The following is a 15,471-nucleotide window of genomic DNA, read 5'->3' as shown; positions in this document are numbered from 1 at the left end:
ATTACCTCCTTTTATGGTAATTGTTGTTTTAGATAGCTCGGATGACTTTCTACTGCTTTTGGCTTTGCTTCTCCTAATCGCACTAACCAAAGATATAGGACAGTAAAGAAGATGGACGAACGATTTCTAGCAGCGATCGCCCCTATTACAGTGCCAACTAATAAAAGACAACCAACGATAAGAACAACAGCTAATGGCGGCTGCGAACCTTGGAAAACAGCAGTCTGTAATATGTCATAGAAAAAATGATGAATAAAAGAATAAATAGCAGCGGTTCCTCCTACAAAAATTAAACCAGCAATCCGGCCAATGCTCCCTTCTCCAAAAGCAACAAGCTGTCGCCAAGAAATAGAAATAGACCAAACTAAAATTAACGCACTAATTATTTGATAGCCTTCTCTTGGTGCTTGAAGCCAAAAAACTAGCCCCACAGCAAAACTTAAAATCCACCCTGCGATCGTCCATAAAAAAGCGGGCTGTGTTTTTCTGTAACTAGACTCTTCCTTTCGTCGCACTGCTGAACCCGACTGTAAAAATAGCGTCGCTTTGAATAAACCATGTAGAATAAGGTGGATAATGGCAGCAACATAGGCACCTAAGGCACACTGAATGAGCATGAAACCCATTTGTCCAATCGTCGAGCCAACTAACTGACGTTTATAGTCAACTTGTACTAAACTAATTCCTGTACCAACCAAGACAGATATCCCGGCAAATATTAGTAATAAAATAGTGGGAGCTAAATCGCCATTAAATAGTGGAGAAAAACGAGTAAGCATGATTCCACCTGCATTGACAATTCCTGCATGCATTATCGCTGAAACAGGTGTTGGTGCCACAACAGACTCTACTAACCATCTTTGGAAAGGCCATTGGGCTGCTGGAATGATAACCGCTAGGACAATCAATAAATTAATTCCAGTTCTTTCCCATGCCGAAATTCCAGCTAGATTTTCAATCGATAGTGCGGTTGATAATTGCCAAGAATCAGTACTGTGAGATAACCAAACTGCTGCCAATAACAAGGACACCCAACCGATTAAAAAATGATAACCAGATAATTTAGAAGCCTCAGTAGCTACTTTCCAGCCATTATTTAATCTTATAAGTAAGGTTAATCCTGCTAGCGTTACTCCCCAGAATAGAACCAACCATCGCAGATCTCCACTTAGCCAAGCAATGGAAGCGGCAGTTGTGGTAAAAGTGAAAAGGGTAAAATACTTACGATAAGATCGATCTCCCATTAAATAGCGGATTGAAAAACGTTGAACAATTAAACCAATGACAAGAACAAAAAAAGTCATCAGCCAAGCCAAGGAATCCATATGAAAAGGACCTGCATTTTCTGCTCCATTCGGATTCGCAAGCGCGATTAAAGCGAACAAAGGCGGTAAAGACACAATCCAGATATGAATCCTTACATAGCTTAATGGCACTTTTTGATGCAAAAATAATAGTCCACTCAGCATCGAAACAATAATCATCATAAAAAACACTAACAGTAATGATGGCATACTGTGCAAAAGAAACATTTTAAAAACTCCTTTAACTAACTTACTTCAAAAAACCTTTCATTTTTCCAATAAAAAAGCCGACAATCTTTTAAATTCACCATGATCTGCAAATCATGAGAACTCAAAAAATTGTCGGCTTCTCTTCAACTAATTACATCGAATTGTTTGAAGAGCTACCTCTATTTGGTTTTATATTTTCATTTAATTAATAAAAGACATTCATACAATAATTTAGGATACTTATTTATCAAATCACTTTTCCTTACTTTATTAAGTTACTTTTTCATTCAGTCAATATCATTATTAAAAGAATGCTAAAGTCTTAATTTTTAAGCGAAAATTAATTTATAACTAAGTATGAAACTAACTATAAGATATGTCAAATTTTTATATTTGTCAATAAGAAAGCCTAATCTGCGAAGAAAAATCAAATTAATTCATGGGAAAGGAGAGAAGGTAATTCATCCGATCATGCTAAAACTTGATTCACGTTCGGATACGATTTCTTTTTTATCTTCTACCAACTAAATAACACTTAACACTTTCATTCATTAGTAAATTGGTACATAATTAGTATAGTCTATCATACTCGAAGGGATCGGTATCATGCTCCGAATCGAACTTATTTGTAACGAAATCAAACGTTTAATGGCTGATTATTATAAATGTGAAGATGCACAACTTAAAAAGCAAATACATAGTGATATTAAACTTTTAAGCAACGTTCTCTACCTTAGTGATCTGCCAGACGAATATCACGAAGCAGAACAGGAAAAGAGAGAAACTATTTAGCCGATGCTTCCACATCTGAAACTCACTTTATACTGCTGGAAATAAACAAAGAAGCATCTTGATTCATAAAAATACGATTACCTTGATAAAATGTTTTCCTTTTTGATGAACGAAAACCTACTTCCGACAATATTTCATTTAATTCTTCCTCTGTAAAACCGTTATGCACTTTTGGATGGTTTATTTTATCATTTTTTTCAAAGTCGATGATAATTAATTTGCCATCCTGATTTAAAATTTGGAATAACGCTTGTAAAATCTTCTTAGTATTTGGGATATGAAGAAGAACTAATGACATTAAAATAACGTCTGCCTTATGTTTCGGAGTGTCTTGCGTAAAATCAGAATATAGGATATCTGCATTCATAATTCCTCTATTAGCTATTTTTGCTTGGGCAACCTCCAGCATCTGTTCGGATGAATCTACTAACAAAATCGAAGCTACCAAATCCGATAATTCTAAACTAACGAGACCAGTTCCGCTCCCATAGTCCATTAAAGATAGAGATGTACTGTTTTCAAGTTCTCTTCTTACTTCCTTCACAATCACATTAGCTAATTCTCTTCTTTCTTCTGTATCATATCTTTTGGCCAGCTGTTCAAAAACATTCGTTTCCATTTTCCAGTCTCCCTACTTTATCGATCGTTTATTATATCAATATAACAAAGTATTATTTGAGGTTGCACTTTTTATATAATTCCCAATAGCATAATCGTTATTTATTACCACAATATATTCCTTCCACCTATAATCCACCATAGCGTCTTTTTCGTTTACAGAAATCTTCCAACGCATATAGAAATTCCTTCTCCGAAAAATCTGGCCATAATACATCCGTAAACCAAAATTCTGTGTATGCCAGCTGCCATAGGAGGAAATTACTTATTCGCTTTTCTCCACCTGTTCGAATAAGGAGGTCTGGTTCCTTCATATCAGCTGTATATAGATAGTCTGAAAACTTCTGTTCATCCAATTCCTGTAGCGAAAATTCATCATTGTTAATATCCAAAAATATCTCTTTCATCGCATGTAAAATCTCTTGTCTGCTTCCATAGTTAAGCGCAAAATTCAGCAAAAGTCCGTCATTATCACGCGTACGTTCGATTGCGTCCTCAACAGCTTCACGGGTATGTGCTGGAAGCTTTTCGATATCTCCTATTAATTCTATGCGAACATTACTAGCTATCAGATCTGGTAGATATATAGATAGAAACTCTTTAGGAAGCCTCAATATGAACTCAACCTCTGTCTTTGGTCGTTTCCAATTTTCTGTAGAAAATGTATATAGCGTAAGAACCTTTACCTTCCATTTAACGGCGGTCTTTACAATTTTCACTACAGTTGATATCCCTTCTTTATGACCAGCAATTCTAGGCATTCCTCTTTTCTTTGCCCAGCGTCCGTTTCCATCCATAATGATGGCAACATGTTCCGGTATCGTTTCGTTCAGAAAAAGGTCGGATACTGCTGCTTGTTTCTTGCTGAAAAAAGGTAGTTTCATTCCTTTCCCTCCTTCCGAAATGTTTTTAATTTCTCTATGTTAGAAAATACGTCACAATACTTTTCAAATAGCCTTTGCAATTTTACTTATTCATTTTCTTGGCTCTTACGATATTCTAAAATATCTCCTGGTTGACATTCTAGAGCTTTGCATATCCCCTCTAGTGTTGAAAGTCGAATAGCCTTTGCTTTTCCATTTTTTAAAATAGATAGATTCGCCATTGTGATTCCAACCTTCTCTGAAAGTTCAGTTACACTCATTTTCCTTTTTGCTAACATCACATCAATATTAATTACAATTGCCATTTCATTCACCTCAGACTGTTAACTCATTTTCTGATTTTATATCAATCGCTTGTTGTAAAAGCTTTTGTAGAACAGCTGCAAACACCGCAATTACAATGGAAGCAAAAATCGGAATCATTCCAAATAGGATAAGACCTGGAGCATCGTCTGTCTGAGCTAAGAGAAAAATAAAAGGCGTCATTAGAACGTATAAGATACTAATGCTGATTGCATCTTTCTTTATATGGCTTAATGCCTTAACAGACATTTCAGAGAATGCTTCATTCCTATCAATATTCCCCAAAAGTCTAAAAGCCTGATAAAGTGCCATATAAAATGGGATTGCAGATAGATAGATTCCCAATACAATCGGATATAGTATATGTGCATAATCTGGATTTACTGGGTTTTTAGCCAAGCCATACATTCCCCATAATCCTAAAGCAAGAACTGGAATTCCAATAAGAACAACAGCAACCCTTAAAAAAAGGGTAGTTCCTCTTTTCATAAAAAAACACCTCTTCTATATATTATCTTATTGAAATTTACCACATGTTTTATCGTTTTACAATAAATTTTTATTCATTTTTATACTTTTTTTATTGATAAACAGGTTGAACGATTATTTCAAACCATATTCAAATTCATTTTTTTGCTAAAATAAGCTCCTATCAATAAAAAAGCAGTCCATTTCCGAAGCGAAGTGGACTGGTGTTTTTTTTATCTTTTTTACTCTATAAAGTGACTTGCTTCTAAATAAAGATTACTCTTTGAAAATCCTCTTCATCATATACACCAAATAATATCTCACCAAAATTGCTGAAGGTATTAACTTCATTTTTATAATCTGTCACTAATCTTTCAACAAATCGAAAGCCTTCTTCCTTGCTTTGCTCTACTAGACTATCTAACTCAAAGTTCATTAGATTTTTTATTTGTTCGATCATATATTTTTTCATCTGTATCCCCTCTCAAACTTGCTATGTGATTTTGGTCATTTACTCATACATAGCAAGGATTGACTCCTTACGAGGCATATTTGCGTTTCTAATCTTATCTATGTAAGTATGAAATTCATATGGAACATATTGTTGCATAATATTAAATTCTCTCTCCCTAATATCTATAATTCCATATCGAGCAAATGGCTGATTGAAACAACCAAGAGAACCCGCATTATAAAAGGTTTTATTTTTACTTAAAAATTGATGGGAGCAATGGTAGTGTCCAAAACAGACTAAAGAGGCAAAATCAAGTCCATCTAGGATAGAAAAATTTTCTAAAGAAGGTATACCAATTCGATCAAAAGGATCTTTACTTATATGCATATTATATATGGATTGTTTCATTGGGTAATGAATGAAATGAAAACTTTGTTCATGGAAAGTAGGATTAATTATTCGAGGCAGTTTCTTCAATTTATCAATATACTCTTTATTTAACCTTTCTGCAATCCATTGATGGTGTGGAATAACATGGAATCTGCTTTTAGGATAAGGTTCATTGTTAAGTATTGCTAATACAGATTCATCATGGTTACCAGTTAATATTTCCGTATTATCCAATTCGAATAAGGAATGTAATACTTCATTCGAGTATGGACCGACTCCAATCATATCACCAAGACAATAGATGAAATCAACTGATTTTTCTTTCATATCTTTAAGTACCGCTTTCAATGCATATATATTCCCGTGAATATCTGAAATGATTGCTATTCTATACATATAGTCTCCTCCTTTTTAGAGTTAAGTAAATATTATAGAAAAATCATCACACTTAGGATAAAAATGTTAGTATAACTTTACCTAATTTCAATCCAATACCGCTGAACAATCTCCTTCCCATCTGTGGAAATTACTTCATTCTCTAACACTCCCCCAACTTTTTGAATCGTTTTAGCAGAAGCGGTATTTTCTTTATCGCAGGTTACTAGCACTTTATTTAAACCAAGCTTTTTTGCTTCTAGTAAACTAAGTCGCAGTTGTTCTGTCGCATACCCTTTCCTTCGTTTGGCTGGATGGATACTATAGCCAACATGCCCACTCTCCATCAATAGTTCTGGTGTTAATCGATGGCGGATATTAATAAGTCCCATTAATTCCCCATTCTTTATGCTTAAAAATTGAGTGGCAGGAACCCGATTAGGTGGGAGGTTTTCACCTTTTTCCTGGCTGTTTACTTTATTAAGCCATTCATGAAAATCTGTATAATTTTGCAAAGAGCTTCCACCATATGGCTGTTCTTCTATTTGTAAAAAAGCTGATCTATATTCCATTAATTGTTTGCTATATTTCTTTGATGGTCTTACTAATTCCATTAAAATCCCCGCCTCCATGCTATTTCCTTTTACTGATTGAGAAGAATCAGATTTCTTAGTCACTGTTATCAGAAGATAATACAGAAAAATTTCCAATTAAAAGGAAATAACGATATAATTAAGTCATAATAATCCATACAAGTTTGAAGTAATGACAAAAAGATAAAATAGGAACGAAAAGTGGTGAGGACAATAAAAACACATGAAACACAGAAGAATGACGCTGATTTCTCAAATGACGATGAAATTTTTGTACCTAAAGAATTTGCTCATTTGCAAAAAGCAACAGGCGACCAAATAGGAGTTACAAACTATAACATTAACTCTTTTCCAAAGTTTGTAAAAATATCGGCCTATTTATTTGTTGGATTATTATGTTTATTTGTTTTAACATCTATCATAGTGATGTTTGCTTTTTAAATAGAAAGAAATAGGGATAAATTAATTCACCCTATTTCTTTCTATTTAATGTACAGATTACTGATGGGCAATACATTTTAAAATGACTTTATAAACACATTCAAAAACATAATAAGTAGAAAGAGCAAACTAAAAACAATTGCAATCTTTTCCGTAATATTATCTTTTTTATTATCTTCATTTTGTAATTCTCTATATTTAGCTTGTATTTTTCTTTGTTTCCCATTATCTATTTTCATGGCATTTTGTCCTTATAAATCTTTCTGATCCACATTCAGTTCAATCAAATTACCATCTGGGTCTGCACAGAATATTTGGGCAAATCCGCTTATTCCATAAGGCTTTTCTAAAAATTCCACGTTATGCTTCTTTAACCAACTACGCGTATCATAATAATTTTCAACTCGGAGAGCAAAGTGCCCTTCCCGACTGTTTATCGATTTATCTTTGCGAATTGTCTGGGAATTTGGATAGACAATTAAATGAAGTTGCTGATCCTGTATTTGGTACCAGGCACCAGGAAAATCAAAATTAGGGCGGGGAAGTTCTTTTAGGCATAATATTTTCTCATAAAAGTGTTTAGCCTTTTTTAAATCGGTTACAGTAAGACTTACATGATGAAGGGATTCGTATTTAATCAAGCGATTCACTTCCTTTTTATTATTATAAAACGAAATGATGGTTCATTCTTATCTAATGCTTTGTTCATAAATAATTCCATTTATAATGGTATATCAACTTAAAAAGTACTGCGACACTATTCCTCTAAATAAGTATATACCGAAAAGAATAAAAGTTAGAATAGAAATTACTAAATTATTTTAACTATATAAATTTAATGTTCAACACATTAAAACAATAGAATAATGATTCCTAACGATAGCATCAAGAAATACATAACCATTAACTAATCCCCCACTTTATATCCTTATATGAAAATAGAGAGGTATAGTTTCATCGCGCTAAACAAAAAAGATCAGACCCAATGTGAGGACCTGATCGGTTTTCAACCTTATTTCGCTTTTTGCTTTACTTCCAAATGGAAAGAATAAATTTCACTTGGTCCAATTAAACGAAAGCCTTTTCCCTGCACATAGTCGAACTTTAAATCTTCATTAATATGCTTAATCGTTAATGGATCTAAATAAATCGTTAAACCATTATCCTCAAATGCCTTATCCTCTTCTTGTGGAAAATCAACCGCTAAATCAAAATTGTAAACATAGCTGCAGCCGCCACTAAAAATGGTACTTAATCGATAAACTGCACCCTCAGGAACTTCATAGCTACGGAATTTCTCAACAGCTGCATCGGTGATTGTAACCTTCATCATGCCATCTCCTGCCTTTGTAACATTCTTATATATATAAGAATGGAAATAAACTTACTTTCAGCTTAACGGATGACATGGTTTCTTGCAAAAATTCTGCTTTCAGTAGCTAGAAAGAGTGGAAACCATTGTTTTAATGTTACTTTTCTTTTTTCACAATCCGCAAACGATATGATACCTGTGCAGACACTATTCTGCACAGGTTAATGGCTAATTGCGATTGATATTATCCACACAAATCGTACAAATTAGCCAATTGTCATTACATATGAAGTGATAAACCATCTACTGCCAAAGCAGCTTCTCCTAATACTTCTGATAAGGTTGGATGGGCATGAACGGTATGGGCAATTTCCCAAGGAGTTGCTTCGAGCATTTGACCTAATGCAGCTTCGCCAATTAAATCTGTAGCATGTGGCCCAATAATCGTTAACCCCAGAATATCATCTGTATTCTTATCGGCAATTATCTTGGTAAACCCCTCTTTCTCTCCATGAACAAGTGCTTTTCCAATTGCTTGGAACGGAAAATATCCAACTTTGACTTCATATCCTCTTTCTTTAGCTGTTGCTTCAGATATCCCTACACTTGCAATTTCCGGTGCGGTATAAATACAACGGGGTATTTGTTCATATGGAATCAAATATGTTTCTTCCCCGACAATTGTATCCACTGCGAGAATACCCTCATGCATGGCAACATGGGCTAATTGAAGTGTTGGGATACAATCTCCAATTGCAAATATTTTATGATCATGTGTACGACAATTTTCATCTACAACGATTGCGCCTTTTTCCAGTTTAATTGCGGTATTTTCTAAACCAATTCCCTCCACTACAGGACTTCTTCCAACGGAGACAAGCAGTTTTTCTGCGGAAAAGATGTCTTTTTTTCCATTTACTTCGGCGCTAATTTGCACCCCTTTTTCTGTTAATCTACAACTCTTTGCATCAACTAAAGCATTGGTTACAATCTGTACTTTTTTCTTTGTATAAATTTTTTGTAATTCTTGTGAAATGTCCTCATCTTCTGTCGGGACAATTCGCGGACTATATTCTAAAACTGTAACTTTTACACCGAAATCATTAAGTAAAGAGGCCCATTCCATGCCAATAACCCCTCCACCAATAATGATGATGCTTTTAGGTAATTCTTTAAGTGACAGCGCCCCATCTGATGAAAGAACTTGCTTTTCATCTAATGTTAGGCCTGGCAAGGATCTTGGTTTGGAACCTGTCGCAATAATTGTATTTTTTGCTTCAATACTTGTTTCTTTTCCTGCTCGATCAGTGATTTTTAAAATGGAATTAGAGTGAAAGAAACCGGTCCCTTCATAGACATCAATTTTCCCTTTCGCCATCAATCCTTTTATTCCAGCTTCTAATTGGCGCACAATCATTTCTTTTCTTTTTTGCGCTTTTTGAAAATTCACTGCTATATTTCCACTTACTTCTACTCCAAAGCTTGCAGCATTTTTAAATGTAGTAAATACTTCTGCTGTACGCAATAATGCTTTACTTGGAATACAGCCACGGTGAAGACAAGTTCCACCGAGCTTATCCTTTTCTATTACTGCAACTGTCTTTCCTTTTTGAGAAGCACGTATTGCTGCTACATACCCTCCCGTACCTCCACCTAGGACTACGACATCATATTTTTTCATTCTTGATTCCCTTCCTTCTACAGAGAGGCAACAGAAAAATGGTGCCTATTGCCGACAATTAGTATCCATGCTTCGAACCAAAGCAATCATATTGAATTTGTCTTTTAAGTTAGCAGCACGATCACAGAGAAAAATCGCACTGCTCCGCTTCTTAAATTTTCTCAAACACTCAATAAATATTGCTTCCTAACAGGTATAGAGCTGCAATCATTTTTCATTTGTGTGCCTATCTACTTTTTACACTCTTTTTATCTATAACACTAGTAAATATGGATGTTCTAGATAATAAACAACTCGGTTCAAGAAATCTCCTGCTGGTGCTCCATCAAGCACTTGGTGATCAAACGTTAAGCTTAAAGGTAATTTTTTCACTGTTTTTACTGTTCCATTTTCTAGTTTTAATTCGTCGATAAATGTTCCTACACCAAGAATTCCTGTTTCAGGGGTATTTAGGACTGGGGTAAAATATTCAATTCCCTGTTGGCCTAAATTAGAAATAGTAAAAGTTGATCCCGTTAGTTCATTTCCTGGTAATTGTCCATTTCTTGCTTTTTCCGTTACAGACGATATAGCTTTTGCTAATTCCCCGAGTGGAAGCCGTTCTGCATTTTTTACTACCGGGACGACTAATCCGGCATCTAAAGATGTGGCAATTCCTAAATGCACCTCATCAAATAAATATAATTTGTCATCAATTAAATGAGTATTCATAAAGGACTTATCACGCAAGCTTAATGTAACGGCTCTGGCAATAAGCACCGTTAAAGTTAATCGGACATCAAGTTCACTTTCCATTACTTGTTTCTTAATATCCTTTTGAAAATCTAGCAGGGCATTAATTTCTGCTTTTCGATGCAATGTTAATTGTGCAGTTGTAAACAGGCTTTGCTGCATTCGTTTTGCAATGGTTTGACGCATAACAGATAATTTTTCACCGTTTACGCCTGTTGGTTGTACAACAGTTGAAGTTTCTTGCTCCACTTTTGGTTTTGTTGGTACTTTTTCTTCTCCACGCTTGTCAGCAAATGCTTGAATATCTCTTCGCGTGATTCGATTATTTGGTCCTGTTCCTGTAACTTTTTGTGTATCCACTTGCAATTGTTGGGCAAGTTTTCTTGCAGCAGGAGAGATCCGAATTCGTTTATTTGTATCTTTCACTTTCACTTCCGCCTCTTGTTGTGCCGGCTCTTTTTCCTCTAACGTTGAATCTTTTCCTTCCTTAACATCATGATTACTTTCACTTTCCGCTTCCTTTTCATTACCTATTATTCCAATTGGCTTTCCAACTTCTACTTCATTATCGACGTCTTCGATAATTTTAAGAAGTACTCCATCTGATGGTGCCTCTACTTCACTTGTAAGTTTTTCTGAGCTAATAACAGCCACTCCTTCCCCTTCCGTGACGGATTCTCCAGGCTGTTTTAACCACTCCACGATGGTGCCTTCTTTCATGGTCATTCCTAATTTCGGCATCACAATAGCAGTTGACATATTTTCACCTCCACTTATCGAGCTAAAGTTAATTCATTAATTAATTCATATGCCGTATTGACAACTTTTTCTGCGTTTGGTATATATAATTGCTCTAAATTAGTTGCAAATGGAACTGGAGTATGTGGCGCCGTTATTGTTTTAATTGGAGCATCTAAATAATCAAATCCTTTATTAGCGACAAGTGCTGCAATATCGGTTGCTACACTACAGCGTGGATTTGCTTCATCGACAATAATTAGCCTTCCAGTTTTTTCGACAGAATCTAAAATTGGTTCTTCTTCCAGTGGAGATAATGAACGTGGATCGATTACTTCCACTTCCACTCCTTTACTTGCTAAAATATCTGCTGCTTCCATCGCAACATGGACCATTTTTCCAATTGCCACAATGGTAAGATCACTACCTGCTCTCTTCACTTCTGCTTTTCCGAGCGGAATGGTATAGTATCCCTCCGGCACTTCCCCTTTCATGCTATAAAGAGTTTTATCTTCAAAGAATACAACTAAATCATCGTCTTCAATTGCTGAAAGTAATAAACCTTTTGCATCATATGGATTAGATGGCACAACTACCTTCAAACCTGGAATAGCGGTAAACATACCATATAAAGTCTGGGAATGCTGTGCGGCCGCACTTGCACCAGCGCCATGGTTTGTACGAATAGTTAAAGGCACTCTTGCTTTTCCACCAAACATATAACGCATTTTCGCTCCCTGATTAAGCACTTCATCTAAACAGCTTCCAATAAAGTCGTTAAACATTAATTCTGAAATCGGACGTAAACCAGTAACTGCTGATGCTACAGCTGCTCCCATATATCCAGCTTCTGCAATCGGCATATCGATAACTCTTTTACGGCCATATTTATTTGCTAATCCCTTGGTAACACCAAAAACGCCACCCCATGCTTCTTCGTCTTGTAAGTGGTCAACAGTTGCACCACCCGCAACATCTTCTCCAATTAAGATAACTTTATTATCTCTCTCCATAGCAATATCCATTGCTTCATTGATAGCTTGTGAAAATGTAATCTTTCTTCCCATTCTTCCTTCACCTCATTCTTTTATTATTTGTAGTTGACATACACATCTTCTAATAACATGGATGGGTCAGGCTGTTTACTATTTTTTGCAAATTCTACTGCATTGTCCACTGCCTTTTCCACTTCGTTCTCAATCTGTTCCACTTCTTTTTCCGTTAACAAGTCATTCGCAAAAGCATACGATTTAAAGATTTCGATACAGTCTTCATCTACTGGCCACTTCTCACGATCTGTTTCCGATTTATACTTTTGGGCATCTCCTTCAAAGTGACCATAATTTCGATACGTAACCGCTTCAATAAGAGTAGGACCTTCTCCATTTCTAGCTCGTTCCACTGCATCTTTAGCAGCATTATAAACAGCTACTAAGTCTTTTCCATCAACTCTTACTCCTGGAATACTATAGCCAGGTGCACGATCAATAATTTGTTTACAGGAAGTAGAATAATGATATGGAGTGGCTTCCCCGAAACCGTTATTTTCTACTACAAAAACAACAGGCAGCTTTAAGATAGAAGCGATGTTTATTGCTTCATGAAATGTTCCATGATTATTGGAACCATCTCCAGAAAAGCAGACAGTTACGCTATCTGTTCCCTCAACATAGGCTGTTAAAGCGGCACCAGCTGCAAGGGGGAATCCTCCACCAACAATGCCATTAGCCCCTAACATGCCAACGTCAAGGTCAGCAATATGCATAGAACCTCCTTTGCCTTTGCATATCCCTGTTTCTTTTCCAAAAATCTCTGCCATCATACTATTTAAATCACAGCCTTTAGCCAAACAATGACCATGACCTCTATGTGTACTCGTTATATAATCTTTATTCGTTAAATGTGCACATACACCAACAGCAATTGCTTCTTCTCCTGCATACAAGTGAACAAAACCTGGGATAGCCCCGGTTGAAAAGATCTTATGAACTTGATCTTCAAACTTTCTAATTTCATTCATTTTCGTATAGGCCCAATAAGCAGTTTCTTTCTTCATTTTCTTTCCTCCATTCTATATTCCAGTATTAACACACTTCGATGATACAACATATTTTTATTTTTTGAAAGCGCTTAAAACATTGATAAATCAATATATATCGTATTTTTCAACTACTAAAATGAGACAGATTTTCTCATTATTTCTCACTTTTCTCACCATCATTTTGTTTAAAAAAAGACGCACATTTTCTTAGTCAATAATTACTTTGCAAAAACCTGTTTATCATTAAACAAAAAAAAGATTGGAGAATGTGAAAGACCACCATTTCGGTTGTCTTATTTATTCTCCAATCATGTAATTTTGTCTCACTTTTGTCTCACTATTTCCCAAACTGAGAATGTGAACATTTATAAAAAATTTTTTAGTTGATATTTTTTTATTTTTCTATATAGTGTTGCACGAGACATATTTAGTTCTTTTATTGCTTCTGATACATTTCCATGATGTTTTTTTAATGCGTTTGTAATTGCCTGAATTTCAAATTTAGTCTTCGGATCCTTTCTATAGTACGATTTTTGCATATGTTTTTCCGCGATCATTACTTGCTCATACAACTGTTCTTCAGTTGGCGCAACCTCTTTATATAAAATTCTGCATCGATCGAGAGCATTATATAATTCGCGAACATTTCCATACCATTGTCCCTTTGAAAATAGTAATTTCCAATTTATTCTCCACTCCGGATGCCAATTGTTTTTGTCACAATAGTAATCAATCAAAGCATTTATATCTTCGTTTCGTTCACGCAAAGGAGTAAGATAAATGGGATAGGCATAAATATAGTAGAATAAATCCTGATCTATTATCCCCTGCTCTACTAGATCACGGATATCTTTCGTGGAAGATGTGATAAAACGATAAGATTTATGATATTCCCTTTCCTTTTCCTGTAAGATGGTTAACAGCATTTGCTGAGAGGAAATCGACAGTTCTCCTATCTCTTCCAAAAAAATCGTTGCTTCCTCAACCACTTGATGCTTTTTCTTAGTCAAACGTTGCAAATCTGTAGAAAGAAATCTTTGAAGAATATCCTTAGTTAGCATCGAACAGTGTAATTTATAAAAAGGGGACGTGGATTTTGGGCTATTTTCATGAATACAACTCGCAAGAAATTTTTTGCCAACTCCTGTTTCTCCTATTAAATGCACCGTAGTATCTGTGGGTGCGACATTTTTAATAGATTCCATCACTTGCTTATAACTTTCGCTTACTCCTCTACTTCCATTTAAAACAAAGCTTGTTTCCGCACGGAGAGGTATTCGATATCCAATGAGTCGATGTTGGTGCATAATTGGGATATGTACAGCAGATACTGCGCCAGTCTCTTGCGCGAATCGACTTAATGATGTGCCAATCCACTTTTGATATTTTTGCTGAAGATTTTTTGGAAGGGCACAAATGTATTTATCAATGGTACAAACAATGTATTGTCCAGTGCTTTGGAAAGTTGTTCGCAGCAAAAACTCCATATCCTCGTGCATCTTTTTTTCCAATCAAGTGAAATGGAATCCGCAATAAGCTTAACACATGCTAACACATATGGCTGGTTAATAGATTGATAGAGACTAGATACATTCAAAACTCCTATCATATCTTTATGCTGGTTAAAAATTGGTGCGGCGGAACAATTCCATTGTTGGGATGCTTTCGAAAAATGTTCATACCCTCTAACCATCATGGGTTTTTTATATCTTGCCGCGAGACCAATTGCATTTGTTCCTACTTCTATTTCTCCCCATTTTGCTCCTTCTTTGAATCGGATCGTTTCTGCTGCAATGTTAATTGAACTTTCCCCTTCTTTATATAATATGTACCCATCTCTATCCGTTAAAATAATAACAAAACGCCAGCCTCGCAGAAACTTTTGTAAACGCTTAACATTTTGCTTAGCTAAAGTAATCAATAATTCATTTTCTACCAATCTTTCTTCGAATTCCTCTGGGGTCAAGATACAATCAGTTATTCCATCATGTGGGTTCAAGCCTTTTTGCCGACAAAGATGCCAAGATTCTTCAATCTCTGGTGTTAAATTTGCTGGTTCTAAAGATCCTTCTTGAATAAACCGAGTCCACACTTCCTTTGTATCTATTTTACCAGTCATAAGTATCCCCCTTATT

The 15,471-nt window shown here is 35.5% G+C and carries 19 protein-coding genes; 2 read left to right on the top strand and 17 right to left on the bottom strand.

The genetic code is table 11. The annotated features are described in order from the left end of the window. Positions 1-11 precede the first annotated feature (11 nt). Entirely contained in the window at positions 12-1,532 is a 1,521-nt protein-coding gene (locus C2I06_RS05000) for an NADH dehydrogenase subunit 5 (RefSeq protein ID WP_123257585.1), read from the bottom strand. Between the two features lie 588 nt (positions 1,533-2,120). Between C2I06_RS05000 and C2I06_RS04995 the strand changes: the two genes are divergently transcribed. Next, on the top strand, positions 2,121-2,306 hold the full coding sequence (locus C2I06_RS04995) for a hypothetical protein (protein ID WP_095328408.1): 186 nt from the start codon (positions 2,121-2,123) through the stop codon (positions 2,304-2,306). 22 nt (positions 2,307-2,328) lie between these two features. Here C2I06_RS04995 and C2I06_RS04990 read toward each other — a convergent pair whose 3' ends face one another. The 7 genes from C2I06_RS04990 to C2I06_RS04960 all read right to left on the bottom strand — a co-directional run bounded on the left by C2I06_RS04990 (position 2,329) and on the right by C2I06_RS04960 (position 6,412). Beyond that, a complete protein-coding gene (locus C2I06_RS04990) occupies positions 2,329-2,925 on the bottom strand; it encodes a class I SAM-dependent DNA methyltransferase (RefSeq protein WP_123257584.1) in 597 nt (198 codons plus the stop codon). 127 nt (positions 2,926-3,052) lie between these two features. Further along, on the bottom strand, positions 3,053-3,808 hold the full coding sequence (locus C2I06_RS04985) for an undecaprenyl pyrophosphate synthase (RefSeq protein ID WP_123257583.1): 756 nt from the start codon (positions 3,806-3,808) through the stop codon (positions 3,053-3,055). 86 nt (positions 3,809-3,894) lie between these two features. After that, complete coding sequence (locus tag C2I06_RS04980; RefSeq protein ID WP_095328405.1) at positions 3,895-4,113, bottom strand: helix-turn-helix domain-containing protein; 219 nt, start codon at positions 4,111-4,113, stop codon at positions 3,895-3,897. A gap of 10 nt (positions 4,114-4,123) precedes the next feature. After that, the gene (locus C2I06_RS04975; RefSeq protein WP_123257582.1) at positions 4,124-4,600 is read right to left on the bottom strand and encodes a DUF2975 domain-containing protein; all 477 of its coding nucleotides are present in this window, start codon (positions 4,598-4,600) and stop codon (positions 4,124-4,126) included. 244 nt (positions 4,601-4,844) lie between these two features. Next, a complete protein-coding gene (locus C2I06_RS04970; RefSeq protein WP_123257581.1) occupies positions 4,845-5,051 on the bottom strand; it encodes a hypothetical protein in 207 nt (68 codons plus the stop codon). A 39-nt stretch (positions 5,052-5,090) separates the two neighbouring features. Continuing rightward, positions 5,091-5,819: a metallophosphoesterase family protein gene (locus C2I06_RS04965; RefSeq protein WP_123257580.1), complete on the bottom strand. Its 729-nt coding sequence runs from the start codon at positions 5,817-5,819 to the stop codon at positions 5,091-5,093. 77 nt (positions 5,820-5,896) lie between these two features. Then, positions 5,897-6,412, bottom strand: a complete 516-nt coding sequence (locus C2I06_RS04960; RefSeq protein ID WP_171509583.1) for a GNAT family N-acetyltransferase — start codon at positions 6,410-6,412, stop codon at positions 5,897-5,899. A gap of 183 nt (positions 6,413-6,595) precedes the next feature. Here C2I06_RS04960 and C2I06_RS04955 point away from each other — a divergent pair, with 183 nt between their 5' ends. Beyond that, entirely contained in the window at positions 6,596-6,832 is a 237-nt protein-coding gene (locus C2I06_RS04955; RefSeq protein ID WP_095328402.1) for a hypothetical protein, read from the top strand. A 77-nt stretch (positions 6,833-6,909) separates the two neighbouring features. On the opposite strand, the gene C2I06_RS24875 is transcribed toward C2I06_RS04955, so the two are convergent. From C2I06_RS24875 to C2I06_RS25445, 9 genes are all read right to left on the bottom strand, one after another. Continuing rightward, complete coding sequence (locus tag C2I06_RS24875; RefSeq protein ID WP_164463627.1) at positions 6,910-7,071, bottom strand: hypothetical protein; 162 nt, start codon at positions 7,069-7,071, stop codon at positions 6,910-6,912. Between the two features lie 12 nt (positions 7,072-7,083). Beyond that, on the bottom strand, positions 7,084-7,473 hold the full coding sequence (locus C2I06_RS04950; RefSeq protein WP_095328401.1) for a VOC family protein: 390 nt from the start codon (positions 7,471-7,473) through the stop codon (positions 7,084-7,086). Between the two features lie 371 nt (positions 7,474-7,844). Next, on the bottom strand, positions 7,845-8,162 hold the full coding sequence (locus C2I06_RS04945; RefSeq protein WP_164463626.1) for a HesB/IscA family protein: 318 nt from the start codon (positions 8,160-8,162) through the stop codon (positions 7,845-7,847). Positions 8,163-8,424: 262 nt separating this feature from the next. Further along, positions 8,425-9,825, bottom strand: coding sequence for a dihydrolipoyl dehydrogenase (gene lpdA, locus C2I06_RS04940; RefSeq protein WP_123257579.1), 1,401 nt, complete (start codon positions 9,823-9,825; stop codon positions 8,425-8,427). 252 nt (positions 9,826-10,077) lie between these two features. After that, entirely contained in the window at positions 10,078-11,316 is a 1,239-nt protein-coding gene (locus tag C2I06_RS04935; protein ID WP_123257578.1) for a dihydrolipoamide acetyltransferase family protein, read from the bottom strand. 14 nt (positions 11,317-11,330) lie between these two features. Beyond that, positions 11,331-12,362, bottom strand: coding sequence for an alpha-ketoacid dehydrogenase subunit beta (locus C2I06_RS04930; protein WP_095328397.1), 1,032 nt, complete (start codon positions 12,360-12,362; stop codon positions 11,331-11,333). Between the two features lie 23 nt (positions 12,363-12,385). Further along, a complete protein-coding gene (locus C2I06_RS04925) occupies positions 12,386-13,351 on the bottom strand; it encodes a thiamine pyrophosphate-dependent dehydrogenase E1 component subunit alpha (protein WP_095328396.1) in 966 nt (321 codons plus the stop codon). Between the two features lie 350 nt (positions 13,352-13,701). Next, positions 13,702-14,811, bottom strand: coding sequence for a sigma-54-dependent transcriptional regulator (locus C2I06_RS04920; protein WP_249928307.1), 1,110 nt, complete (start codon positions 14,809-14,811; stop codon positions 13,702-13,704). Continuing rightward, a complete protein-coding gene (locus C2I06_RS25445; protein ID WP_123259117.1) occupies positions 14,694-15,455 on the bottom strand; it encodes a GAF domain-containing protein in 762 nt (253 codons plus the stop codon). Before C2I06_RS25445 ends, C2I06_RS04920 begins: the two co-directional genes overlap by 118 nt. Between the last annotated feature and the right edge of the window lie 16 nt (positions 15,456-15,471).

The sequence above is a fragment of the Niallia circulans genome, assembly GCF_003726095.1.
Lineage (GTDB): Bacteria > Bacillota > Bacilli > Bacillales > Cytobacillaceae > Niallia > Niallia circulans_A.
The sequence above is the reverse complement of the archived record's forward strand: the minus strand, read 5'-3'. Positions and strand labels throughout refer to the sequence as shown.